The following is a 22,556-nucleotide window of genomic DNA, read 5'->3' on the forward strand; positions in this document are numbered from 1 at the left end:
CACTTCTGCCGTTCGTTCGCAGGCGGTCGGTGAGGTGCCGCTCCGGGGCACCACGGGCACCCCGGAGCGGCGGGACATCACTTCTTGGACTCCGGCTTCGGCTTCGGCTGCCCCTTGAGGGCAGGCGCGACCGGCGCGGCCTTGGTGATGTCGAGCGCGAAGTTCTGGACCACGACGGCGCCCCGGTCACGCTCCGGGGTGCTGATCGGGTCGTTCTGGATGCTGCGTCGCTTCATGGCTGTTCACCTCCTTCCATCGGCTCGTCGGGTCCCCCGGGGCCGTCGCCCCGGGGTGCTCGGAGGGGCGGTGCCGGCCAGACCCGCCCGGCGAACCGGACCATCGCGGCCAGCACCGACCGGTGGTCGGCGGTCCGGCGGCTGTAGTGGCCGCCGTCCACCCAGAGCACTTCGTGGGGCACCGCCAGCCGGCGCAGGTCCGCGGCGTACCGGGCCACCTGGCCGGGCGGGCACCGCTCGTCGGTGCGCGAGGCGATCAGCAGGACGGGCGACCGGACCCGGTGCACGTACGCTCGCGGGTCGGCCGCCCGGTAGCGCTCGGGAACGTCCTCCGGGCTCCCGCCGAACAGCTCCCGGTCGAGTTCGCGCAGCGCCGGGGTGGTGGTGCGGTACGCGTCGGGGTAGTCGGCGATCGGCTGGGCGGCCAGACCGAGCGACCACAGCTCCGGCTGCGCGCCCATCGCCAGCAGGGTCAGGTAGCCGCCCCACGAGAAGCCGCACAGCCCGGTGCGCGCGGCGAGCGCCGTCCCGTCGGCGACCAGGTCCGCGCGGACGGCGGCCAGGTCCTCGATCTGCGCCAGCCCGACCCGGTGGCCGTAGTCGTGCTGCCAGCGGGCGCCGTAGCCGGTGGAGCCGCGGTAGTTGGTGCGCACCACCGCGTACCCGTGCTCCACCAGGACGTTCACCCGGGGGTCGTAGGAGTCGCGGTCGTGGGTGGCGGGGCCGCCGTGGACCAGGAAGAGGGTCGGCCACGGGCCCGGGCCGGCCGGGGTGCTGACGAAGCTGTGGATCCGCCCGTAGGCCCGGGGCGTCCAGCGCCGGCTCCGGCTCCGGTCGGTGCCGCCGCCGTCCGGGTCCGGGACGTCCGCCGCCTCGGCGCCGGGGCGCAGCACCAGCGGGCGGGGCGGTGTCGACTCCCGGCTCCAGACGCAGTGCAGGGTGCCGTCCGGGGCGCTGGAGAGGTCGTGGATCGTGCCACCGGGGGTGCCGATCTCCCTGGTGGACGGGGTCCGCCCGGCCGGTCCCCGGCCGTCCGGCGGACCGAGGTCGGCGAGGAGCAGCCGGCTGCGCCCGGCCCGCTCGTGCTGGATCAGCACCCCGCGCGGCCCCTGGTACCAGCCGGCCGTGATCTGCGAGTCGAACGAGAGTCCCGGCCGTCTGCGCAGCCCGGTGTCCGCCCGCCAGGTCGCGACCGTGTACCGCTCCTCCTCCTCGACCACCAGCAGCAGTTCGGGCCCGGCCGCGGCGAGCGGGTTGAACTCGATCGGCCAGAGCCGCAGCCGGCAGCTCCCGGCGAGCCGCAGCGCACCGTCCGGCCGGCCGTCCGCCGGCCACAGGAGCACGGCGTCGTCCCCGTCGGGCCGCCCGCCGAGGGCGAGCAGTCGGCCGTCCGGCGACAGGTCGGCCAGGCCCAGGTACCCGGGTGCCGACCCGATCAGCCGTGCCTCGCCCGCGGGCGGCCCGATGTAGCAGTGCGAGGCGCCGTCCACGCCGACGGACACCGCGGCGAGCGCACCCGTCCGGTCGAAGGCCACACCGTACGCCCGCCCGGGCGGCACGCCGGGCAGCGCCTCGGCGTCCGTGCCCCCGGCGAACGGTTCGCGCCGCCACCGGCCCTCCCCCGAGCCGTCGGCGTCGAACCACCAGATCGCGCCGCCGTCCGGCTCGATCTCGCTGAGGTGGACGCCTCCCGGCCGGTCGGTGACGACCCGGCGCCGGTCCGTCCCCACCTCCCAGGCCACCGCCTGCCAGCGGTCCTCGACGAGCCGCGTCTCCACGGCGCGCCCGGCCGCCAGGGTGGCGAAGCCGGGGGACTGGAACGCCTGCGTCACGGACCCGGCCCTTCCGGCTCGATGGGGTCGGACGACCCGCGTTATGGGGAGGCTGCGCCGAACGTCCGGGACCGGTGAACGAGGAGTGAAGGAAAGGCCACGTGTGAAGGATCGCGGTCACTCTAGGGGGGTGTCGTGACCACGACCAGACCTTTCGCACGGTTGGCCGAAATCCGGCCCGCCCGCACACCGCCCGGCGGTGGCCCCCGCACGGGTGCGAAGCTTGGCCCCGTGAACGAGACGATCATGGCAGCCGCCCGCGAACGGGCCGCCGGACACCGGCGCCGGTTCGACCTCCGCTTCGAGGCCTACTTCGCCGCGCTGCCCGAGCGCCTCGACACCACGCCGCTCAGCCGCTTCACCCCGCGCTGCCTGGAACTGCTGCGGGACCTCTCGCTGCGCGGCGGCAAGCGGCTGCGGGTCGCCCTGCTGTACGAGGCCGCCCGGCTGGTCACCACCGACCCGGTCCCCGGTCTGGCCGAGGCCGCGCTGAGCATCGAACTGCTCCAGACCCACGGACTCGTCCACGACGACATCATCGACGACGCCCCCCTGCGCCGCGGCGGCCCGTCCACCTACTACGCCTACCGCCGGGAGTTCCCGGACGCCGACGGAACCGCCCTCGGCCTGGCCCTCCTCGCCGGGGACCTCGCCGCCTTCCTCTCCGCCCGGGTCCTGCTGGAGGCCGACGTCCCCGCCGAACTGTGCCGGGAGATGCTCCGGATCCAGCTCGACGCCGGCGCCGAGACCGTCACCGGCCAGATCGCCGACCTCGAACGCGACCTCCTCCCGCTGCCGGACGAGGAGTTCCTGCACGGCGTCTGCGAGTACAAGTCGACCCGGTACTCCGTCCTCGCCCCGCTGCGCCTGGGCCTGCTGGCCGCCGGCGAGGACCTCTCCGCCCACGACGCCCGGCTGCGCCGCTACGCGACCCTGGTCGGCATCGGCGGCCAGCTGCGCGACGACTACCTCGACCTCTTCGGCGACGAGGCCGCCACCGGCAAGTCCACCGGCGCCGACCTGCGCGCGGGCCGCCGCAGCTACGCCGTGACCGCCCTGCTCGCCGCCGCGGACGGGCCGCGCCGGGCCGTCGTGGAGTCCGCGCTCGGCGACCCGGACCGCCCGGCCGGGACGCTGGAGCAGGTCCGCGCGCTCGCCCGGTCGCTGGGCGTCGACGCGAGGCTCCGCTCCGACCTGCGGCGCTGCGCGGAGGCGGCCGGTGCCGAGGCCGCCGGCTGGCGCCCGTACTGGCGCGCGGAGGCGGTGGCCTTCTTCGAGGGGCTGCCGCTGACGAACGTGCTGCCGGGCGGATGAGCGGGGCAGCCGGAACCCCGGCCCGCGGCCGCGCACGGCCGGGCCCGCACATACCCGGACGTGACGACGTGAGGACGTGAGGACGTGAGGAACGACATGAGCGAGACCTGGCGGCGGCTGCAGCCGTTGCGCATGGCACCCGGCTGGAGCATCGACATGAACAGCCTCTACGCCGTGGACCCTTCACCGGAGACCGTCGAGTGGTTCTACGGATCGGTGCTGGTGAGCGGCCACCTGTCCCACGACGGGCTCTGCTTCGACGTCCGCTGGGAGCCGGAGGGCGACCCCGGGGGCCGCTACGAGGTCGACTTCCTGCGGCTCCCCGGCATCGGGCGCAGGGCCCTCCGTGAACCCGACCACCTCGGCTCGTGGAGCACCAGGAGCCGGACCGCGCTGGTGACGGCCCTGGAGGAGTTCATGTTCACCCGGGAGCTCCCGGCCGGTACGACGGCCCCGCCCGCGGCCTGACGGTGCCCCGGCCCCGGCCGGTCCCCCACCGCCCGTCCCGCCCGGCGCGCGCTGCCCTGCGCGCCCGACCCGGGCCCGCCCGCTCAGGCGGGGACCCGCCCCCGGGACAGGACGTCCGTGCGGCGGCAGTCCGGCCCGGGGCCCGTGTGCAAGGGCGCCGGGCCCCGGTCGCGGCGGTCCCGGTCGAGCTCGGCTCCCTCCAGGACGGCCCGGTGAACCGCCCGGGCCAGCCGGGCGCCCCAGCGCGACCGCGGGCCGCCGAACGGATCGGCCGCCTCCTGCGGCCGGGGTGTCCGCACGGCCACGCAGACCGCGTCGGACGGCGTCCCGGAGCACGCGTACCCGGCGTCCAGGAGCGCCTGCACCTTGGCCTCGGTGACGGTCGCCAGGAGGTTCACCAGACCGGCGTCGGCCACCGGTGCCGGCACCACGGCGAGGACGTTGATCGTGCCGGGGACGTACGGACCGGGCACTTCCGCAGCGGCCGGCCCGGGCGCCGCCGCCCAGACGGGAACCCCGATGCCGGTCGTCACCAGGGCGACGGCGCCGCCGTCCTCGGCCCAGGTGCAGTCGTCGACCTCCGCCGCCGTCATCAGCCCGACGCCGGGCCCGCGCAGCCCTTCGGCCGCTGCCAGCTCCGCGAGGTGCCGGTCGGGGTCCATCCGCCCGTAGCCGGGCCTGACCTGGGCGTTCAGCACCCACTCGCGCTCACCCAGCCCCCCGCCCAGCACCGCGCTGCTGACCATCCGCCAGCCCGGGCCGGCCTTCCAGACCAGCAGATGGCGGCAGGAGCCGTCCTCCGACCGCGCCGCCCGCAGGACGGTGGGCAGACGGGCCCCGGGCAGGAAGCCGTTCGCGTTGATCACCCCTCGGGGTCGGAAGTCCGGTCGGTCCGCTCCTCCCACCGGGTCCGGCAGCTCACCGGCCCGGCGGGCACCCGGGGATCCTAACCGGCCGCGGAGTCCGCGCGGCCCGCGGACTCCGCGGCTCGGGCCGCGGCTCGGGGCGAGGACCCGGACGAGGACCGGGCCGGGGGCGGGCTGACACCGTCCCCCGGCCCGGGGATCAGCCGACGGGCCTGCCCGCGGCTCCGCCCGCCAGCTCCGCCCGCAGCAGGCGGGCCGCGGCCACCAGGTTCTCCAGGGAGGCACGGGTCTCCGGCCGGCCGCGGGTCTTCAGCCCGCAGTCGGGGTTCACCCACAGCCGCTCCGCCGGGATCGCCGCCAGCCCGGTGCGCAGCAGCTCCACGACCTCCTCCGTGCCCGGCACGCGCGGCGAGTGGATGTCCCACACCCCCGGTCCCACCTCGCGCGGGTAGCCGGCGGCGGCCAGCTCACCGGCCACCTCCATGTGCGAACGGGCGGCCTCCAGGGAGATGACGTCCGCGTCGAGCTCGTCGATCGCCGTCATGATCGCGCCGAACTCCGCGTAGCACATGTGGGTGTGCACCTGGGTGTCGGCACGGACGCCGGAGGTCGCCAGCCGGAACGCCTCCGTCGCCCACTCCAGGTAGGCCGGGCGGTCGGCGGCCCGCAGCGGCAGGGTCTCGCGCAGCGCGGGTTCGTCGACCTGGACGACGGCGGCGCCCGCGGCCTCCAGGTCGGTGACCTCGTCGCGCAGGGCCAGCGCCACCTGGCAGGCGGTGTCGGCGAGCGGCTGGTCGTCGCGGACGAAGGACCAGGCGAGCATGGTGACCGGGCCGGTCAGCATGCCCTTGACCGGCCGGTCCGTCAGGCCCTGGGCGTAGCGGAACCAGTCGACGGTCATCGGGTGCGGGCGGGAGATGTCCCCGGCGAGCACCGGCGGGCGCACGTAGCGGGTGCCGTAGGACTGCACCCAGCCGTGCCGGGTGGCCAGGTAGCCGGTGAGCTGTTCGGCGAAGTACTGGACCATGTCGTTGCGCTCGGGCTCGCCGTGCACCAGGACGTCCAGCCCGGCCTTCTCCTGGTGGGCGACCACCTCGCGCACCTCGGCCTCCATCCGCTCCCGGTAGGCGGCCGCGTCGATCCGCCCCGCCGCCAGATCGGCGCGCGCCACCCGGAGTTCGGTGGTCTGCGGGAAGGAACCGATCGTGGTGGTGGGCAGCAGGGGCAGGCCGAGGCGGGCCCGCTGGGCCACGGCCCGCTCGGGGTAGGCCCGGGCACGGCGGGCGTCGTCGGGGGTGACGGCGGCGGCGCGGGCCCGGACGGCCGGGTCGCGGGTGATCGGCGACGCGGCGCGGGAGGCCAGGTCCGCGCGGTTGGCGGCGAGGTCGGCGGTGATCGCGCCGGTGCCCTCGCGCAGGCCGCGGGCGAGCAGGGCGACCTCCTCGGTCTTCTGCTTCGCGAAGGCCAGCCAGCGGGCGATCTGCGGGTCGACCTCCCGCTCCAGGCCGGCGTCGAGCGGCACGTGCAGCAGCGAGCAGGACGGGGCGACGTCCACCCGGTCCGCGAGACCGAGCAGGGTCGCCAGGGTGGCCAGCGACCTCTCCAGGTCGTTGATCCAGACGTTCCGGCCGTCGACGACCCCGGCGACCAGGCGCTTTCCGGGCAGGCCGCCGACGGCGGCGAGGTCGTCCAGGTTCGCGGCGGCCGGGCCGGTGAAGTCCAGGGCCAGACCGTCGACCGGGGCCTTGGCGAGGACGGGCAGGGCCTCGCCGAGGCGGTCGAAGTAGCTGGCCACCAGCAGCTTCGGACGGTCGGTGAGCGCGCCGAGGTCACGGTAGGCGCGGGCGGCGGCGTTCAGCTCGGCGGGGGTGCGGTCCTGGACCAGGGCGGGCTCGTCCAGCTGCACCCAGTGCGCCCCGGCCGCCCGCAGATCGGCGAGCAGTTGCGCGTAGACCGGCAGCAGCCGGTCCAGCAGGGTGATCGGCTGGAAGCCGGCGGCCACGCCGGGCGCGGGCTTGGCGAGCAGCAGGTAGGTGACCGGGCCGACCAGCACCGGCCGGGCGTCGTGGCCGAGCGCGCGCGCCTCGCGCAGCTCGCCGACCGCCTTGGCCGGGTTCGCGGCGAACACCGTGTCCGGCCCCAGCTCGGGGACCAGGTAGTGGTAGTTGGTGTCGAACCACTTGGTCATCTCCAGCGGCGCGACGTCCTGGGTACCGCGCGCCATGGCGAAGTACCCGTCCAGCGGGTCGGCCTCGACCGCGGCGCGGTGGCGGTCCGGGATCGCGCCGACGGCCACCGAGGCGTCCAGCACGTGGTCGTAGAGCGAGAAGTCCCCGGTGGGAACCTCCCGGATTCCCGCCGCGGTCAGCCGCGTCCAGTTCTCCCGGCGCAGACCGGAGGCCGCGGCCAGCAGGGCGTCCGCGGTGACCGTGCCCCTCCAGTAGCCCTCGATGGCCTTCTTCAGCTCCCGGCCCCGGCCCTGCCGGGGGTAGCCGTGCACGGTGGGCAGCGTCGCCGCAGCTGCGGACTTCGTCGTCAAGGGGACTCTCCTTCGCGAGTCTTGCTCCTCCAGTGCCCGATGACGGCACGAGTGCGCGAAGGGGACGACAACCCGCACGGACGCCCGAAAGGCTCCGCAGGGTGTGCACGCCGACCCGCCCACGAGGTCATCGGACAGCCGCGCGCGGACGATCCGCGGGCGGGCAGCGGGCAGGTCTTCGGACTCGCGGGCACACCCGCCCTCGTCGAGGGCGGACACCTACTGGCCGTCGCTTCCCAGACCCGGCCCGGGCCCAGTGCGTATGACGGCGGTCGTTCCCGCTCACCGCTGCGGGGCAGTCCCGGACTGGCCGATAGGCGTCACCGGGTTCCCTCTTACGACGCCCCGCCTGGCGGACGGGGCGAACCAGCTGCGGGCACCACCCTAGAGGCAAACCCGCGACCACGGCACCACCATTCACCACGATGTCCGCCGCACGGGGCGGCCCCACCGGGGCCACCGCCCACCGGAGTCCGGACGCCGACCGGGGTCCCGACCGCCGCACCCTCGGTGTTGCGAGGTGGTACCGGCCCCGGGCGGACCCGACCGGACGAGGGGGTAGAGAATGAGAAACCGTTTCCACGCGTGGTGGCGGTCAGGCGTGCTGATGGCCGTCCTGGGGGTCCTGCTCACGGCGTTCCCCGCCGGACCGGGCGCCGCGACGGCCGCCACGCGGCCGGCGCCGCCGGCCTTCCAGCTGCCGTTCCCGTGCGGCACCACCTGGGAGCTGCACACCTACGGCGGGGACCACAGCCCGGCCCTGGACATCTTCGTCGAGGGCAACACCGGGTCCGACGGCCTCCCGGTACTGGCCTCCGCCGCGGGTACGGTGTCCGCCACGTACTGGGACAACGGCTCCGGCAACACCGTCCAGATCAGCCACGGCAACGGCTGGTTCACGGCCTACTACCACCTGATGGACGCCCCGGCGACCTACGTGAAGAAGGGTGACCCGGTGACGCCGTCCACCCCGATCGGCAGGATCGGGAAGACCGGCCGGGCCAACGACTGGGCGCATCTGCACCACGAGCAGCGCTACGCGCCGACCGGCGACTTCACCTACGAGAAGGACCGGGTGCCGGCCCGCTTCGACGGCGTCGAGTACAGCGGCCTGCAGAAGTCCTGGCCGAAGGTCACCAGCCGCAACTGCACCGGTGGCCCGGCCGCGGCCTGGCAGGACTGTCCGTCCGGCAGCGTCTGCTTCTACTCGGGGGCCGACGGCACCGGTACGGTCTGCCGCTCGGCCGTCGACGAACCCGCCAGCACCTGCGGCCCGCGCCGGTCGTACTTCAACAACGGGACGGAGGAGCCCGGCGCCGACCACGTCCAGGTGTCGTTCCGCGAGGGCGGCGGCCAGTGCCTGCACTACGGCTGGGCCGAGGGCCGGGGCAACCTCCCGGCCGGCGGACGGACGATCGACTCCTTCCGTTGGCGCGGCGAGTGCTGAGCCGACACCACCGCGAAACCTCGCGGCTCCCGGGCTCCATGACCGATCGTTACAGGAACGTTTGATTCCGCTCGCTACCCTTTCCCCGACCGCTGCACGGGGGAGGGGAAGCGGCATGCACAGCATCATCGTGGTGCCCGGGCCCGGAATGGTCCCGGCCGAGCGGCTCCGACTGTCCCCGGGAGAGACCCTCCGGTTCGGCCGGGCCGTCACCGGGGACGCCGCGCCGGGCCTGGGCATCCCGCACGGCGGCGTCTCCCGCACCGCCGGCGAGATCGGTGCCACCGGCACGTACTGGACGCTGAGCAACCTGAGCCGCACCTCGACCTACGTGGTGGAGAACCCGGAGGGCGCGGGCGAGCACATCAAGGTCGCACCGGGCCGGCTGGCCGCGCCCGTCCCGTTCGAGTTCGCCCGGCTCGTCCTGCCGGCCGTCTCCGAACTGCTCAGCCTCGACGTCTGGGCACCGCGCCACGACTACGCCGACCGCGACGCGCCGGCCGGGCCGGACCGTGAACCCACCCTGCTGGCGTTCCCGCTCGACCGCACCCGGCGCTACTTCCTGGTGCTCGCCGCGCTCTGCGAACCCCGGCTCCGGGGCGAGCCGCACGCCCTGCCGCCCACCGTCGACCAGGTCGTCGAACGCCTCCGCCCGCTCTGGCCGTCCGCCAACCGCGCCGCCGTGCAGTGGAACATCGACTACCTGGCCGTCAAACTGCGGCTCAAGGCCGGACCCGAGAGCGCCTCCTCCGGTCCGCGCCTGGTCGGCAAGAAGGACGCGCTGGCCTCCCTGGCCCTGCGGTTCGACCTGGTCCGCGAGGAGGACCTCGCCCTCCTCTCCCCCGGGCACGCACGGTGAACCTGCCGTCCGGCCCCACCGGTGCGCTGCCCGTCCCGGAGGGCTACCGGATCGGCGCCTGGCGGGTCGACCGGCTGCTCGGCAACGGCTCCTTCGGCAGCGTGTACGCGGCCCGCCGGGCCCTGCCGAGGCCCGGCCTGCCCTCGCGCGCCGCGCTCAAGTTCCTGCCCACCGGCACCCGGACCCCGCGCCAGCTCCGCCACCTGCGCGACCTCGCCGACCGGGAGACCGAGGTGCTCAGCCGGGTCAGCGCCTCACGGCTGATCCGGCTGTACGAGATCCTCGCCGTCGACGAACCCGGCCGGCCCGAGCTCGACGGCTCCACCGTCCTCGTGCTCGAAGAGGCGGACTGTTCGCTGGACGCCCTGCTCGCCGAGGACCGCACCCCCCGGTCGGGCCCCGCCCTGCTCGCCCAGATCTGCGAGGGTCTCGCCCAACTGCACCGCGCGGGCTGGGTGCACGGCGACCTCAAACCCGGCAACGTCCTGCTGATGCCGGACGGCACCGCACGGCTCGCCGACTTCAACCTCGCCGCCGAACTCGACGGCACCCACGCCTACGCGCCGCCGTTCGCCACGCCCGACTACACCCCGCCGGACCTGCTCTGGGCCGAGATCGGCGAGCGCGGCCGGCAGATCCGCCCGACCGCCGACATCTGGGCCTTCGGCGTCCTCGCCCACCTCGTCCTCACCGGCACCCTGCCGCTGCCCGGCGCGACCCCCGCCGCCCGCCGGGAGGCCGCGCTGCGCTACGCCCGGGGCGAGGAGGAACTGCGGATCTCCCCCCGGCTGCCGCTGCTCTGGCGGGACATCGTCCACGACTGCCTGGCCCGCCGCCCCGAGGACCGGGCCCGGCACAGCACCGCCTCACTCCACCTCCGGGCCCGCACCGCGGCGGCCGGCCGGCGGCCGCGGCGCCCGCTGCTGCCCGTCCTGCACCGGCACCGCCGCCCGCTGATCGCCGCCGCCGCGACCGGCCTGCTGGCGGGCCTGCTCGGCCTCGGCATCGACCGCGACCCCACCGGTTACGCCCGCTGCGGGCACGGCACCGTCTGCTTCTTCGCCGAACCCGACGGGCGCGGCGAGATGTGCGCCTGGGTGGACGGCTACGAGGACTGGACGCAGGGCGGCCTCGCCTGCCGCTGGACCGCCGATCGGCCGCCCCGGTCCGTCTACAACAACGGCCAGAGCTTCGAGGAGGGCGCCCTCCTGGTCGACGTCCGCTACTACGCCGGCCCCGACCGGCAACAGTTCCTGGGCTGCGTCGGCCGCGGCGAGCGCCGCAACCTCGGCGCCGACGAGCGGCCGCGCTCGCACACCTGGGTCCCGGACTGCTGACCGGCGCCTCCCGGCCCGCCCTCGGACCTACGAGGTACCGCCCACCCGGCTCCTGGCCCACCATCGGGGCACGAGATCCCCGACCGGAAGGAGCCCCGCCACCATGCGCCTCAAACGCTCGCTGCTCGCCCTGGCCGGCACCGCCGCCCTGGCCCTCACCACCCTGGGCACCGGCACCGCCGCCCACGCCACCACCGCCTCACCCGGCCCGAGCGTCTCCCCGTACGTGAAGCCCCGAGCCCTGGGCGTGGGCGTCCCCATCGCCTGCCCCACGGGCAGCCTCTGCGTCGGGGCCTGGGACGCCGACGCCAGTGTCTGGAAGGTCTTCGACCTCGACGCCTGCAACCGCTACTACCTGTCCTACTTCAACGACTCTGGCTGGTACTTCGACAACCAGACCGGCGGAGTCACCTCGACGTTCTACGGCCGGAACAGCAACGTGCTGAGGACCTTCACGCCCGACTCCACCCGGCACGACCTCGACTGGACCCCCGTCTGGTCCATCCGCAACTGCTGACCGGTACCGTCTCCCGAAAGGCAGGACCATGGGAACGAAGACGAACGCACTGACCCGCGCCCTCGTCGGCATCACCGCCCTCGCCGGACTCGCCGCGGGCGGCCTGGCGGGTGCGACCGCCGGCACCGCGGCCCCCGCCCAGCGGCCGAGCACGTCGGTGAGCACGACGACGACCGCCCTGAACGCGGTGGTGAACCTCGGCCTGAGCGCCACGCAGGCCAAGTACGTCCAGTGCTACCTCAAGGCCGGCTGGGGCTACGGCGGCGCGCTCGACGGCGAGCTGGGCCCCGACAGCTGGAAGGCGATGCAACGCCGCCTCGCCTCGGGGTACGGCTACACCGGTTCGATCGACGGCATCGTCGGTCCCGGCACGGTGTCGGCCCTGCAGCGGCGGCTCGCGGACGGGTTCGGGTACGGCGGCGCCGTCGACGGGGTCGCGGGACCGGGCACCCAGGCCGCGTTCAAGGACTACGCCAACACCCAGGCCAGGCACTGCTGAACCGGCCGGCGCTTCCGCAGGCCGCGCCCGGCCCCGGGCCTCCTGCCGACCCCGGCCCACCGCAGCGCCGGCGGGCCGGGGCCGGTTGCCCTCCGTCGCCCCGGCGGCCCCGGGCGGCGCTCAGGGCGCACCGCCCGGGGCCGCCGGGGGCGCGACGAACGGGCGCCCCTCGCCGTGCTCGTGGCCATGGCCGTGCTCGTGGGAGTGCAGGTGCGGGTGGCCGTGGCCGTGACTGTGGCCGTGCGGGTGGTGCCCGCCGTGGCCGTGCTCCCCGCCCGGGCCGTGCGAGTGCGCGTGGCCGTGGCCGTCGGCGGCGCCGAGCCCGGCGGCGCTGCCGTCGTCGCCGGAGTCGCGGAAGAGCCGCCGGGCCGCGGCGGCCCTGGCCTCCAGCACCGCCCCGATCGCCGCGGGGGTGAGCAGCGGGCCGGCCGGCAGCAGCTCCGGCCCGGGGGGCGCGGCGAATCCGGGCGGCACCGGATCGGTGAACGCCGCCGGGAGCACCGCCACCCGCTCGGCGCCGAGCAGCCCGCACCGCCGCACCGCCTCCGCCAGGTCGGGGTCTGCGCCGGTGAGGGCCACCTCGACCAGCCGGTGCCGGCCGTAGCAGCGCACCAGGCGGGCGATCCGGAACAGCTCCGCGTCCTCGAACGGATCGCCCGAGGGTGCCGCGACCACCAGCGCGGCCTCCTGCGGCAGCCGGTTCGCGGTGGCCCGCAGCCAGCCGATCAGATGTCCGGCCGTACCGAACGGCTCGGTGAGCAGCACCCCGCGCCGCCGGTCGGCGGGCAGGGCCCGCACGGTCCGGGCGGCGTCGGCGACCAGGTCCGGCTCACGGCCGAGGGTCATCGGCACCACGCAGGCCTCCGGCCCCGCGGCGGGCCGCTCGGCCAGGGCCCGGTAGAGCTCGCGCCCACCGGTCACCACCGTGACGCCCCGGCCGGCGAGCGGCCGCAGGGCCACGCCGTGTCCGGTCTCGTGGCCGCAGACGGCGATCACTCGGGGTTCGTCGGTCATGGGTTCGGCCACCGATCGGGTCGTGGGGGGACGGATCCGGTGGCGGCGCCAACGGCCGAGGATCCGCCGGGGTCGAGGACGAGGTGGAAGGCGAGGTCGAGGGCGGGTTCGAGGGCGGGGGCGGGGCCGCGCAGCGTCCGGTGGCGGCTCGCGACGGGGACGGACGGGCGGGACACGGCGATTCGATCGCACGAGTAGCGCCGACCGATTTGTACCCTTCGGTCCATCCGGGCTCCGCGAGCGGCACGGCCCGATGACCCGTTCGGCGCACCGATCGGGGTCTTGAACTCCACGACGGGAGAACAGAACCGATGGAACGTCGGAGAGACAGGAGCGCCCTGGCCGCGCAGCTGGCCGTGGTGCCGGCGGTGGCCCTCGGAGGCGGTCTGGGTTCCGTCACGCGCTACGGCGTGGAGCGGCTCTGGCCCGTGACGGGGGCGGAGTTCCCGTGGCCGGTCCCGCTGATCAACGCGACCGGCTGTCTGGCGATGGGGGTGCTGATGACCCTGCTGAAGGAGCGGTTCCCGGGTGCGCCGAAGTCGCTCGGCCCGCTGCTGGGCACCGGCTTCCTCGGTGGCTTCACCACGTTCTCGCACTTCGCCGACGACGTCCGGGTGCTGGCCGGGAACGGGGAGCCCGGTCTCGCGGTCGGGGACGTCGTGCTGACCTCGTTCCTGGCGATCGCCGCGGTACTGCTGGGCATCCTCGGCACCCGGGAAGTGCTCCGTGGACGCCGCCCGGAGGAAGCGTGATCACCGACTGGCTGCTCGTGCTGGCCGGCGGTGTCATCGGGGCGCCGGTCCGGTACCTGACGGGGGTCGCCGTCAAGGCCCGCGTGCACAGCGTGTTCCCGTACGGCACGCTGGCGGCCAACGCCGCCGCCTGTCTGCTGCTCGGCTTCCTCTCCCAGGGCGCGGCGGACGGCCGGCTGGGGCCGAACACGCACCTGCTGCTGGCCACCGGGTTCTGCGGTGCGCTCTCGACCTGGTCGACGTTCGCCTACGAGACCGCCACCCTCGCCCTGGACCGCCGGACCGGTGTCGCCACCGGATACCTGGTGGTCACGCTGGGTGTGGGCATCGGGCTGGCCTACGCCGGGGCGGCGATCGCCGACGCCCTCGGGTGAGCCGGGGCCGCCACGCCCGCGCCGACGCCGGAGCGCACCGTCCCGGGGCCGCGCGGACCCGGGCGCACCGGCCCCGCCCCGACTCAGTCCTGACGGCGTTCCTGGAGGAGCCGGGTGATCCGGTGGACCAGGTCGGTGTCGGCAGCCGGCTCGCCACCGGGCGCGAGGGCGCCCAGCTGCTCGGCGGTGCGGAAGTCGTAGGCACGCTCCGCCTCCTCCCCGGGGACCCGGGCGTACTCGCCGGGGGCGCGGAAGCCGACGGTCATGTCCACCGCCTTGGCGATCAGCCAGCTGAAGGTGAAGGAGAAGGCCCCGACGGCGAGGATCGCCAGCACCTGCTTGCCCAGCAGGGCCCCGCCGCCGCCGTAGAAGAGGCCCTTGTGACCGCTGATCCGGGCGGTGGCGAAGAGGCCGACCATGATCAGGCCGATCAGCCCGCCGACGCCGTGCACGCCCACCACGTCCAGGGTGTCGTCCACGCCGACGCGGTACTTGACGGTGATGGCGTACGCGCAGACCGCACCGGTGACCAGGCCGGTGACGACGGCTCCGAGCGGGTTGATCTCCCCGCATGCGGGGGTGATCGCGACCATGCCGGCCACCGCCGCGGAGACCACGCCCATGGTGGTCACCCGGCCGGTGCGCAGCCGTTCGACCAGCGGCCAGGTGATCATCGCGGCGGCCGCGCCGAACTGGGTGTTGATGAAGGCCGCGGCGGCGGTGCCCTGGTCGTTGAGCGCGGAGCCGGAGTTGAAGCCGAACCAGCCGAACCAGAGCAGTCCGACCCCGATCACCACCAGCGGGATGTTGTTCGGCCGTTCCTCCCGCCGGGCGAAGTCGCGCGGCGCCCGCAGCACCAGCGCCGCCGCGAGGCCGGCCACGCCGGAGTTGAGTTCCACCGGCAGTCCGCCGGCGAAGTCGAGCGCGCCGAGGGTCCCGGTGATCCAGCCGCTGTCGGAGAACACCCAGTGCGCGAGCGGCGCGTAGACGATCAGCAGCCACAGCGGCACGAAGACCAGCCAGCCCCGCATGGTGGCCCGGTCCGCGATCGACCCGCTGATCAGCGCGACGGTGACGACGGCGAAGCCCATCTGGAAGGTGCTGTAGATGTAGGTGGGGATCGCCCCGGTGAGGGTGTTCAGCTCGATGCCGCGCAGGAAGGCGTGGTCGAGGCCACCGATCACCCCGGCCCCGCCGACGTCCGGCCCGAAGGCCAGCGTGTAGCCGAGGATCCACCAGACGAGGGTGCCGAAGGCGAGCGCCGCGAAGCTCATCTTGATCATCATCAGGACGTGCTTGGTGCGCACCATCCCGCCGTAGAAGAACGCCAGTCCGGGCGTCATCAGCAGCACCATGGCGGTCGCGGCGAGCAGCCAGGCGGTGTCGCCCGAGTCGTAGGCCGGAGGCATCGGTGCGAGTGCGGAGTTCATGGCGGTCCTCGTTCGGGGCGGTGGGCGGTCAGGTCTTGCGCAGGTCGGGCGCGGGGCGGCCGGTGAGCAGCAGACGCACCGCCCGCCAGGCGGCGGCGGTCGCGGCGGCCACCCTGACCGGGCTGTCGTCCAGCAGCCGGAGCCAGGCACCGCAGCCGGCGGGGAGTTCGCTGACGCCGTACAGCACGTCCAGTCCGTCGAGCGCGCGGTGCAGGGTGTCGGCCAGTTCGGCGGCGGGCCGCTCGTCGCTGATCACGTAGAGCGTGGCGAGGTGGTCCCGGCCCGCGAACACGGCGGGGCCGGTGACGGCCGTCCGGTCCCGGCCGGGCTCCAGCCGCAGGGCGTCCAGGGCCAGCAGGGTGCCGTCCGGCCGGACGATCCGCAGGTCGAGGGCGAGCACCCGGTAGTCGTGGCGCTCGCCGCGGGCCAGCCGTCCGGCGGTGACGGTCTCGCCGAGCACCACGGTGGCTCCGGGGGCGACGGTGACCTCGGTGTCCTGGTAGAAGCGGGAGTCCCGGAAGGGGATCAGCGGGTCCGGCAGGTACTCCAGGTAGGAGCCGGGTCCGGCGTCCAGGCGGACCAGCTGGCTGGCGTAGTCGTGCTCCATCCGGAAGACCTTGGTGGCGGCCTGGGTGGTGAGGTGGACCCGGGCGCCGGGGCCGCAGCGGACGTCGACGCGGTATCGGTCGGCCTGGGCGACGCCGCCGCCGGTGGCCATCAGGTAGAGGTAGGCGGTGTCGGGGGCCGCGGGGTCGATCCAGAGCGGCCGCATGATCTGCAGCGGGGTCTTCTGGTAGCGCTCGACGAGTTCGGTGCGTCCGCCGCGGACGGCGAAGGCGAGGTCGAGGACGCCGACCTTGGCCGGTGAGCCCACGGCGAGGGTGTCCGGGCGGGAGGCCCACCGGGCGACCTCCGGCGGGACCCGCCGGGGCTGGTAGTGCCCGGCGGTCAGCCGGTCGCGGCCGGGCGGGCCGGCGGGTGCCCGCCCGCCGGGGAGCGGCGGGCCCGGGGTGGCGAGGGCCACTCAGACCAGCGCCTTGCGGCGTTCGGCGAGGAAGTCGGCGATCGTGTCGATCCCGGTGCCGACGAGGGCGTCGGTGAGGACGACGGGACCGCCCCGGCGGACCAGGTGGGCGTCCGACTCCATGACGGACAGATCGGTCCGCACGTACCGGGCGATGTCGATCTTGTTGATGACCAGCAGGTCCGACTCGGTGATGCCGGGGCCGCGCTTGCGGGGCATCTTCTCGCCCTCGGCGGTGTCGAGGACGAAGAGGAAGAGGTCGACCAGCGCCGGGCTGAACGTCAGGGTGAGGTTGTCGCCCCCGGACTCGTAGAGCAGGGTGTCGGTGTCCGGGAAGCGCTCCAGCAGCTCGGCGCCGGCCGCGAGGTTCATCGTCGGGTCGTCCCGGACGGCGGTGTGCGGGCAGGCGCCGGTCTCCACGCCCACGATCCGCTCGGGTTCCAGCACCCCGGCCAGGGTGCGCCGCACGTGCTGGGCGTCCTCCTGGGTGTAGATGTCGTTGGTGATCACGGCCGGGCGGTGGCCGCGCGCGATCAGCACCGGGACCAGCGCCTCGATGAGCGCTGTCTTCCCGGAACCGACCGGCCCGCCGATGCCGACGCGCAGTACGGAGTCGTCCATGGTGCTCCTGATCGGATGGGGTGGCCGGTCGCCCGGCGCACCGGGTCAGCTGGCGAAGAGCCGGGCCTCGGCCCGTTCGTGGCGGGCCGACATGACGTCGGCCGCGAAGGTGCTCGACCCCAGGTCGGCGAGGTCGCGGCGGAGCGCGGCCCGGGTGACCTCCTCGATCACCGGGGCCATGCCGTGGAGCAGCACCTGGGCGCCGCGGTGGTCGGTCAGCCGCAGCCGCAGCGCGGCGCCGGCGAAGCTGGCGCAGAACGCGAAGAGGTCGGCGGTCACGGCCTGCCGCACCGGGACGCCGGTCGCCGCGTGGACCAGACCGGCCGCCACCGGCTGGGTGCCGGGGGCCTCCCGCCGCACCACCAGCTCCAGGTACCGGGCGATCAGCGGCCGGCCGAAGACCTCGGCGGCCAGGTCGAGCAGTTGGCGGCCGGTGCGGGTGGCGGCCTGGCGCGGTTCGCGGCCGAGCTTGGCGGCGTGCAGCCGCCGGTCGGTGTCGGCGACCGCGGCCAGGTCGCCTGCGGCGGCGGCCCGGTGCGCGTGGACCAGGGCGGTGGCGTCCGCGGGCCCGACGCCGTGCCGCAGCAGACCGGCGAGCAGGCCGGGAAGGCCCTCCGGTGTCACGGCCCCGGCCTGGGCGTACCCCTCCAGTCCGTGCGAGAGGGTGTAGAAGCCGCTGGGGAAGGCCGAGTCGGTCAGCTGGAGGACGACCAGCAGGGCCCCGGCCCCGGCCCCCGCCCCGATGCCGGCCCCGGCCCCGGGAAGGTCCCCGGGAGGGGCTTCGGCCGGCGCTCCCGGGTCGGTGCCGTCCTCCTCGTCCCGGTACATCGCCTACACCAGGAAGTAGAGCTGGTTGAGCGGGAGTTCCTCGGCCGGTTCGATGGTGGCGACCTCGCCGTCCAGGGTCACCCGGAAGGTCTCCGGATCGACCTCCACCTTCGGCAGCGCGCTGTTGCGCACCATGTTGTGCTTGCCGATGGTGCGGGTCCGGCGCACCGGCAGCACCCGGCGCTGCAGGCCCAGCTCCTCGGGCACCCCGGCGGCGATCCCGGCCTGGGACATGAAGGTCACGTGGGTGGCCCGGGTGGCCCGGCCGAGCTGGCCGAACATCGGCCGGTAGATCACCGGCTGCGGGGTGGGCAGGGAGGCGTTCGGATCGCCCATCTGCGCCCAGGAGATGATCCCGCCCTTGATGATCATCTTGGGTTTGGCCGCGAAGGAGTGGATCGGCCAGAGCACGATGTCGGCCAGCTTGCCCTTCTCCAGCGAGCCGATGTGCTCGGAGATGCCGGTGGCGACGGCCGGGTTGATGGTCACCTTGGCCAGGTAGCGCAGCACCCGCTGGTTGTCGTTGCGGGCGCTGTCGCCGTCCAGCGGACCGCGCTTGTCCTTGCAGTGGTGAGCGATCTGGAAGCACCGGGTCACGGACTCGCCGACCCGGCCCATCGCCTGGGAGTCGGAGGAGATCATGCTGATCACACCGAGGTCGTGCAGCACCGACTCGGCGGCGATGGTCTCGGCCCGCACCCGGCTGTCGGCGAAGGACACGTCCTCGGGGATGTCGTGGCTGAGGTGGTGGCAGACCATCACCATGTCCAGCAGCTCGTCCACCGAGTTCCTGGTGTAGGGCAGCGTCGGGTTGGTGGACGCCGGCAGCACGTTGGGCTCGCCGGTCACCCGCAGGATGTCCGGGGCGTGACCGCCGCCCGCGCCCTCGCTGTGGAAGGTGTGGATGGTGCGCCCGTCGATCGCGGAGCGGGTGTCCTCGAAGAAGCCGCTCTCGTTGAGGGTGTCGGTGTGGATCGCCACCTGGATGTCGTGCCGGTCGGCCACCGCGAGCGCGTTGTCGATGACCGCCGGGGTCGCACCCCAGTCCTCGTGGACCTTGAGCGCGCAGGCGCCCGCCTCCAGCTGCTCGTCCAGCGCGGCCGGCAGGCTGCCGTTGCCCTTCCCCATCAGGCCGACGTTCACCGGCAGGTCCTCGACGGCCTGGAGGAGGCGGGCGATGTTGAACGGGCCGGGGGTGCAGGTGGTGCCGTTGCTGCCGTCGGAGGGACCGGTGCCCCCGCCGATCAGGGTGGTGATCCCGTTGCTGAGGGCCTGCTGGGCCTGCTGCGGGGAGATCAGGTGGACGTGGGTGTCGATCGCGCCCGCGGTGGCGATCAGGTGCTCGCCGGCGATGGCCTCGGTACCGGGCCCGATCACCAGGTCGGGATGGACGTTGTTCTGGGTCTGCGGGTTCCCGGACTTGCCGATCCCCGCGATGAAGCCGTCCTTGATGCCGATGTCGCACTTGACCACGCCGACCACCGGGTCGATCACGACGACGTTGGTGATCACCAGGTCGAGCGCGCCCTGGGCACTGGTGGCCTGCGGGTCGGCGGCCATGCCGTCGCGCATGGTCTTGCCGCCGCCGTACAGCACCTCGTCGCCATACTGCCCCTCGGTGAAGTCCTTCTCGACCTCCACGATCAGGTTGGTGTCGGCCAGGTGGAACCGGTCGCCGACGGTCGGCCCGAACATGTCGGTGTACTGCTTGCGGGTGAGGATGGGCATCAGTTCTCGTCCTTGCCTGGGGTCGTGGCTCCCTGGTAGCCCTGCTCGATGGCCTTGCGGACCGCCTCGACCCGGGCCGGGTGGGAGGAGAGGCTGCCGTTGAGCAGACCGCTGAACCCGACGAACCGCCGGGTGCCGCCGTACTCGCAGAGCTCGACCTCGCGGGTGCCGCCCGGCTCGATCCGCACGGAGGTGCCGGCCGGGATGTTGAGGTGCATGCCGAGCGTCGGCACGCGGTCGAACAGCAGCGCCGGGTTGACCTCGAAGAAGTGGAAGTGCGAGCCGATCTGGATCGGACGGTCGCCGGTGTTGACGACCTCGGTGGTCAGGGTGCGCCGGCCGGCGTTGATCTCGATCGGGCCGTCGCCGTAGAGGTACTTCTGACGGAACGCCATGTCTTGCTCCTGGGAGGGCTGGGGGAAGCGGCCGCCGGTCGGGGGCTCAGCCGCCGATCGGGTCGTGGACGGAGACGAGCTTGGTGCCGTCGACGAAGGAGGCCTCGACCTGGAGCAGGCCGAGCATCTCCCGGACGCCGGACATGGTCTGCGCCTCGCCGACGACGTGGCGGCCCAGTTCCATGCAGTCGGCGACGCTCTTGCCGTCCCGGGCCGCCTCCAGGATGGCCTCGGTGATGAGGGCGACGGATTCGCTGTAGTTGAGCCGCAGGCCGCGGTCCCGGCGCTTGCGGGCCAGCTCGGCGACCACGTAGACGAGCAGTTTGTCGATCTCGCGGGGCGCGAGGTTCATCGGCGTTACCTTCTTCGCGGTGGGGGTCGTTCAGGGGGTGGCCCGCTGCAGGCGGGGGATCCGGGGCACGGCGGCCATCAGCGCCCAGGTGGTGAGGATGAACGGCCAGGTGAAGGTGTGGCCGCCGAAGGGCTTGAAGAGCGAGGTGAGCGAGGCGGTCAGGCCGGTGGCGGCGGCCGCGCCGAGCAGGGCGTAGAGCGCGTTCCCGACGGTGGCGTCGAGGAACACCGCGCCGAGGGCGATCCCGACGAGGACGGCGTTGTAGCCGTAGATCCCGTTGGCGATCAGCCCGCTCGGCGCGCCGAGCGCCCAGGCGGTGAGGATGCCGGCCGCGCTGCCGAGGGCGGCGCCCAGCAGGACCCGGACGCCGGCGAACGCGAGACCCGCCAGCATGATCAGCCCGACGTACCACGTCTCGACGAAGAAGACCTGCGACACGCCGCTGAAGAACCCGTGCCACAGGTCGCTCCAGGCGACGGCGGTGTCCCCCGACGTCGGGGCGGCCACGGGATTGGGGTCACCGTGCCAGATGCGGTCGAAGGACGGCGCCCCGAGCACCATCACTCCGGAGATCAGACAGAACGGCGCGGTCAGCGCGGTCAGCCCGTAGGGCTCCAGCAGGGTGGTGAGCGAGGCGGTGAGGACCGTGGCGAGGACGCTGCCGCCGACCGCCAGCAGGTACGTCCCCGGGTGGGCGCCGAGCGAGGTCACCAGGGCGATGCCGGTCAGGCAGCCCGAGTACCCCAGCAGGCCCGCGGCGGTGTCGTCCCGGTCCATCCCGAGGACGCGGGCGGTCGCGGTGGAGACGGCGGTACCGAGGGTGGCGAACAGCCCGATCCGCCAGCCCGCCACCCAGAGCCCGGCCAGCAGCAGGGCCCCGGTGAGCATGCGGGACTGCAGGTCGACCTGCCCGACGCCGCGGACGACCGCGCCCAGGAAGGCCGTCGGTTCGCGGTCGAGCAGGCGGCTGCCGCGCTGGGCTTCGGGAGCGGGCACGGGGACTCCGAAGGAGAGTGTTCCGGCAGGAGCGGGAACGGGCGCGGCACATCGTCCGGGCCCGGTCCGACGGGTGCGTCCGTACCCGTCCGCCCGCCCGTGCCCCCGGGACCGGGCCCGCGACAACTCGCACGGCTCACCGGGTCGACCCGCGGGGGCGACGGCTGTGGCGGACCGCGCGGGGATGCCCCAGAATGCCCCGCCCGGCGGGACCTCGGCGGGCCGGGCGGCGTTCGGCCCGCCGCCGCGGTGAGTCACCGTCCGCCGCGGCCACCGGGTGTCATACTCCGCGCATGGGACCAGGTGAGGACGACCGAGGAGCCCGTTCCGCCGCGGCCGGGGACCACCCGGGCGAACCGCACGAGGCGGGCGGCCTGAGCACCCGGCTGAACTGGCTGCGCGCCGGGGTGCTCGGCGCCAACGACGGGGTGGTGTCGACGGCCGGACTGGTGGTGGGTGTGGCGGGCGCCCGGTCCACCGCGCAGGAACTCCTGACGGCCGGACTCGCCGGGCTGCTGGCCGGGTCCCTGTCGATGGCCGCCGGGGAGTACGTCTCCGTCAGCACCCAGCGGGACTCGGAGCGCGCCGCACTCGCCGCGGAGCGGCGCGAGCTCGCCACCGCGCCGGAGGCCGAGCTCGACGAGCTGACCGGGCTGTACATCGGCAAGGGGCTGTCGCCGCAGCTCGCCCGCCAGGTCGCGACGGAGCTGACGGCGCACGATCCGCTGGCCGCCCACGCCGAGGCCGAGCTGGGCATCAACCCCAAGGAACTCGTCAACCCGTGGAACGCGGCGGGGGCCAGCCTGGTGGCCTTCACCGTCGGCGCGCTGCTGCCGCTGCTGGCCATCGTCCTGCCGCCGGCCGATGCCCGGGTGCCGGTGACGGTCGGCTCCGTGCTGGCCGCGCTCGCCGTGTGCGGCTGGGGCTCCGCCCGCCTGGGCGGGGCGCCGGTGCGGCCCGCCGTGCTGCGCAACGTCGCCGGCGGGGCGCTGGCCATGGCGGTCACCTACCTCGCCGGGTCGCTGCTGCACGCGTCCGCGGGCTGAGCCGGCGGGGCGGCCCGGCCCGGCCCGGTGTGGTGACGGCCGCCACCCGGCGTGCGGCCGGATGTCACCACGCGCCATGGGA

22 protein-coding genes, 1 pseudogene and 1 riboswitch are annotated in these 22,556 nt (G+C 74.6%); of the genes and pseudogenes, 10 read left to right on the top strand and 13 right to left on the bottom strand.

All coding sequences use genetic code 11. The annotated features are described in order from the left end of the window. Positions 1-77: 77 nt before the first annotated feature. A complete protein-coding gene (locus ACFCX4_RS01570) occupies positions 78-236 on the bottom strand; it encodes a hypothetical protein (RefSeq protein WP_376137929.1) in 159 nt (52 codons plus the stop codon). Next, entirely contained in the window at positions 233-2,068 is a 1,836-nt protein-coding gene (locus tag ACFCX4_RS01575; RefSeq protein ID WP_376137930.1) for an alpha/beta hydrolase family protein, read from the bottom strand. Before ACFCX4_RS01575 ends, ACFCX4_RS01570 begins: the two co-directional genes overlap by 4 nt. Positions 2,069-2,299: 231 nt before the next feature. Here ACFCX4_RS01575 and ACFCX4_RS01580 point away from each other — a divergent pair, with 231 nt between their 5' ends. Further along, positions 2,300-3,382: a polyprenyl synthetase family protein gene (locus ACFCX4_RS01580; protein ID WP_376137932.1), complete on the top strand. Its 1,083-nt coding sequence runs from the start codon at positions 2,300-2,302 to the stop codon at positions 3,380-3,382. Positions 3,383-3,478: 96 nt separating this feature from the next. Next, positions 3,479-3,850 carry a hypothetical protein gene (locus ACFCX4_RS01585; RefSeq protein WP_376137934.1) on the top strand — a complete coding sequence of 124 codons (372 nt, stop codon included), beginning with the start codon at positions 3,479-3,481 and terminating at the stop codon, positions 3,848-3,850. 83 nt (positions 3,851-3,933) lie between these two features. On the opposite strand, the gene ACFCX4_RS01590 is transcribed toward ACFCX4_RS01585, so the two are convergent. Beyond that, positions 3,934-4,716, bottom strand: coding sequence for an adenosylcobinamide amidohydrolase (locus tag ACFCX4_RS01590; RefSeq protein ID WP_376137936.1), 783 nt, complete (start codon positions 4,714-4,716; stop codon positions 3,934-3,936). Between the two features lie 199 nt (positions 4,717-4,915). Further along, positions 4,916-7,255, bottom strand: a complete 2,340-nt coding sequence (metE, locus tag ACFCX4_RS01595; RefSeq protein ID WP_376137938.1) for a 5-methyltetrahydropteroyltriglutamate--homocysteine S-methyltransferase — start codon at positions 7,253-7,255, stop codon at positions 4,916-4,918. Between the two features lie 172 nt (positions 7,256-7,427). Beyond that, a riboswitch (cobalamin riboswitch) is annotated at positions 7,428-7,593 on the bottom strand. Between the two features lie 227 nt (positions 7,594-7,820). Between metE and ACFCX4_RS01600 the strand changes: the two genes are divergently transcribed. The 5 genes from ACFCX4_RS01600 to ACFCX4_RS01620 all read left to right on the top strand — a co-directional run bounded on the left by ACFCX4_RS01600 (position 7,821) and on the right by ACFCX4_RS01620 (position 11,914). Continuing rightward, positions 7,821-8,702: a peptidoglycan DD-metalloendopeptidase family protein gene (locus tag ACFCX4_RS01600; RefSeq protein WP_376137940.1), complete on the top strand. Its 882-nt coding sequence runs from the start codon at positions 7,821-7,823 to the stop codon at positions 8,700-8,702. A gap of 115 nt (positions 8,703-8,817) precedes the next feature. Then, the gene (locus ACFCX4_RS01605; protein WP_376137942.1) at positions 8,818-9,561 is read left to right on the top strand and encodes an FHA domain-containing protein; all 744 of its coding nucleotides are present in this window, start codon (positions 8,818-8,820) and stop codon (positions 9,559-9,561) included. After that, positions 9,558-10,898, top strand: a complete 1,341-nt coding sequence (locus ACFCX4_RS01610; protein WP_376137944.1) for a serine/threonine-protein kinase — start codon at positions 9,558-9,560, stop codon at positions 10,896-10,898. The genes ACFCX4_RS01605 and ACFCX4_RS01610 overlap by 4 nt, the downstream gene beginning before the upstream one ends. 103 nt (positions 10,899-11,001) lie before the next feature. Continuing rightward, positions 11,002-11,415 (top strand): hypothetical protein, encoded by a 414-nt coding sequence (locus tag ACFCX4_RS01615; RefSeq protein ID WP_376137946.1) that lies wholly within the window; start codon positions 11,002-11,004, stop codon positions 11,413-11,415. A 28-nt stretch (positions 11,416-11,443) separates the two neighbouring features. Then, positions 11,444-11,914 carry a peptidoglycan-binding domain-containing protein gene (locus ACFCX4_RS01620; RefSeq protein WP_376137948.1) on the top strand — a complete coding sequence of 157 codons (471 nt, stop codon included), beginning with the start codon at positions 11,444-11,446 and terminating at the stop codon, positions 11,912-11,914. 120 nt (positions 11,915-12,034) lie between these two features. On the opposite strand, the gene ACFCX4_RS01625 is transcribed toward ACFCX4_RS01620, so the two are convergent. Then, positions 12,035-12,928 (bottom strand): sirohydrochlorin chelatase, encoded by an 894-nt coding sequence (locus ACFCX4_RS01625; protein WP_376137950.1) that lies wholly within the window; start codon positions 12,926-12,928, stop codon positions 12,035-12,037. 311 nt (positions 12,929-13,239) lie between these two features. Between ACFCX4_RS01625 and ACFCX4_RS01630 the strand changes: the two genes are divergently transcribed. Together ACFCX4_RS01630 and ACFCX4_RS01635 are read left to right on the top strand one after the other, a co-directional pair. Continuing rightward, positions 13,240-13,680 (top strand): fluoride efflux transporter FluC, encoded by a 441-nt coding sequence (locus ACFCX4_RS01630; RefSeq protein WP_376137952.1) that lies wholly within the window; start codon positions 13,240-13,242, stop codon positions 13,678-13,680. Further along, the gene (locus ACFCX4_RS01635; protein ID WP_376137991.1) at positions 13,680-14,054 is read left to right on the top strand and encodes a fluoride efflux transporter FluC; all 375 of its coding nucleotides are present in this window, start codon (positions 13,680-13,682) and stop codon (positions 14,052-14,054) included. Before ACFCX4_RS01630 ends, ACFCX4_RS01635 begins: the two co-directional genes overlap by 1 nt. A gap of 83 nt (positions 14,055-14,137) precedes the next feature. On the opposite strand, the gene ACFCX4_RS01640 is transcribed toward ACFCX4_RS01635, so the two are convergent. From ACFCX4_RS01640 to ACFCX4_RS01675, 8 genes and pseudogenes are all read right to left on the bottom strand, one after another. Beyond that, complete coding sequence (locus tag ACFCX4_RS01640; protein ID WP_376137954.1) at positions 14,138-15,484, bottom strand: ammonium transporter; 1,347 nt, start codon at positions 15,482-15,484, stop codon at positions 14,138-14,140. Between the two features lie 28 nt (positions 15,485-15,512). Continuing rightward, positions 15,513-16,436: an urease accessory protein UreD gene (locus ACFCX4_RS01645; protein WP_376137993.1), complete on the bottom strand. Its 924-nt coding sequence runs from the start codon at positions 16,434-16,436 to the stop codon at positions 15,513-15,515. Between the two features lie 72 nt (positions 16,437-16,508). Next, positions 16,509-17,129, bottom strand: a complete 621-nt coding sequence (ureG, locus tag ACFCX4_RS01650; RefSeq protein ID WP_376137956.1) for an urease accessory protein UreG — start codon at positions 17,127-17,129, stop codon at positions 16,509-16,511. 45 nt (positions 17,130-17,174) lie between these two features. Further along, the gene (locus ACFCX4_RS01655) at positions 17,175-17,957 is read right to left on the bottom strand and encodes an urease accessory protein UreF (RefSeq protein ID WP_376137958.1); all 783 of its coding nucleotides are present in this window, start codon (positions 17,955-17,957) and stop codon (positions 17,175-17,177) included. A gap of 3 nt (positions 17,958-17,960) precedes the next feature. Next, positions 17,961-19,685 (bottom strand): urease subunit alpha, encoded by a 1,725-nt coding sequence (ureC, locus tag ACFCX4_RS01660; protein WP_376137959.1) that lies wholly within the window; start codon positions 19,683-19,685, stop codon positions 17,961-17,963. A gap of 26 nt (positions 19,686-19,711) precedes the next feature. Beyond that, positions 19,712-20,080: pseudogene (locus ACFCX4_RS01665) on the bottom strand (urease subunit beta); the annotation flags it as partial. A 46-nt stretch (positions 20,081-20,126) separates the two neighbouring features. Further along, positions 20,127-20,432 (bottom strand): urease subunit gamma, encoded by a 306-nt coding sequence (locus ACFCX4_RS01670; protein ID WP_376137961.1) that lies wholly within the window; start codon positions 20,430-20,432, stop codon positions 20,127-20,129. A 30-nt stretch (positions 20,433-20,462) separates the two neighbouring features. After that, a complete protein-coding gene (locus ACFCX4_RS01675) occupies positions 20,463-21,428 on the bottom strand; it encodes an urea transporter (protein WP_376137963.1) in 966 nt (321 codons plus the stop codon). Positions 21,429-21,721: 293 nt separating this feature from the next. On the opposite strand from ACFCX4_RS01675, the gene ACFCX4_RS01680 reads away from it, so the two are divergent. Then, positions 21,722-22,474 (top strand): VIT family protein, encoded by a 753-nt coding sequence (locus ACFCX4_RS01680; RefSeq protein WP_376137964.1) that lies wholly within the window; start codon positions 21,722-21,724, stop codon positions 22,472-22,474. Positions 22,475-22,556: the final 82 nt, after the last annotated feature.

Origin of the sequence: Kitasatospora sp. NPDC056327 (assembly GCF_042261735.1) — a bacterium.
Classification (GTDB): Bacteria; Actinomycetota; Actinomycetes; order Streptomycetales; family Streptomycetaceae; genus Kitasatospora.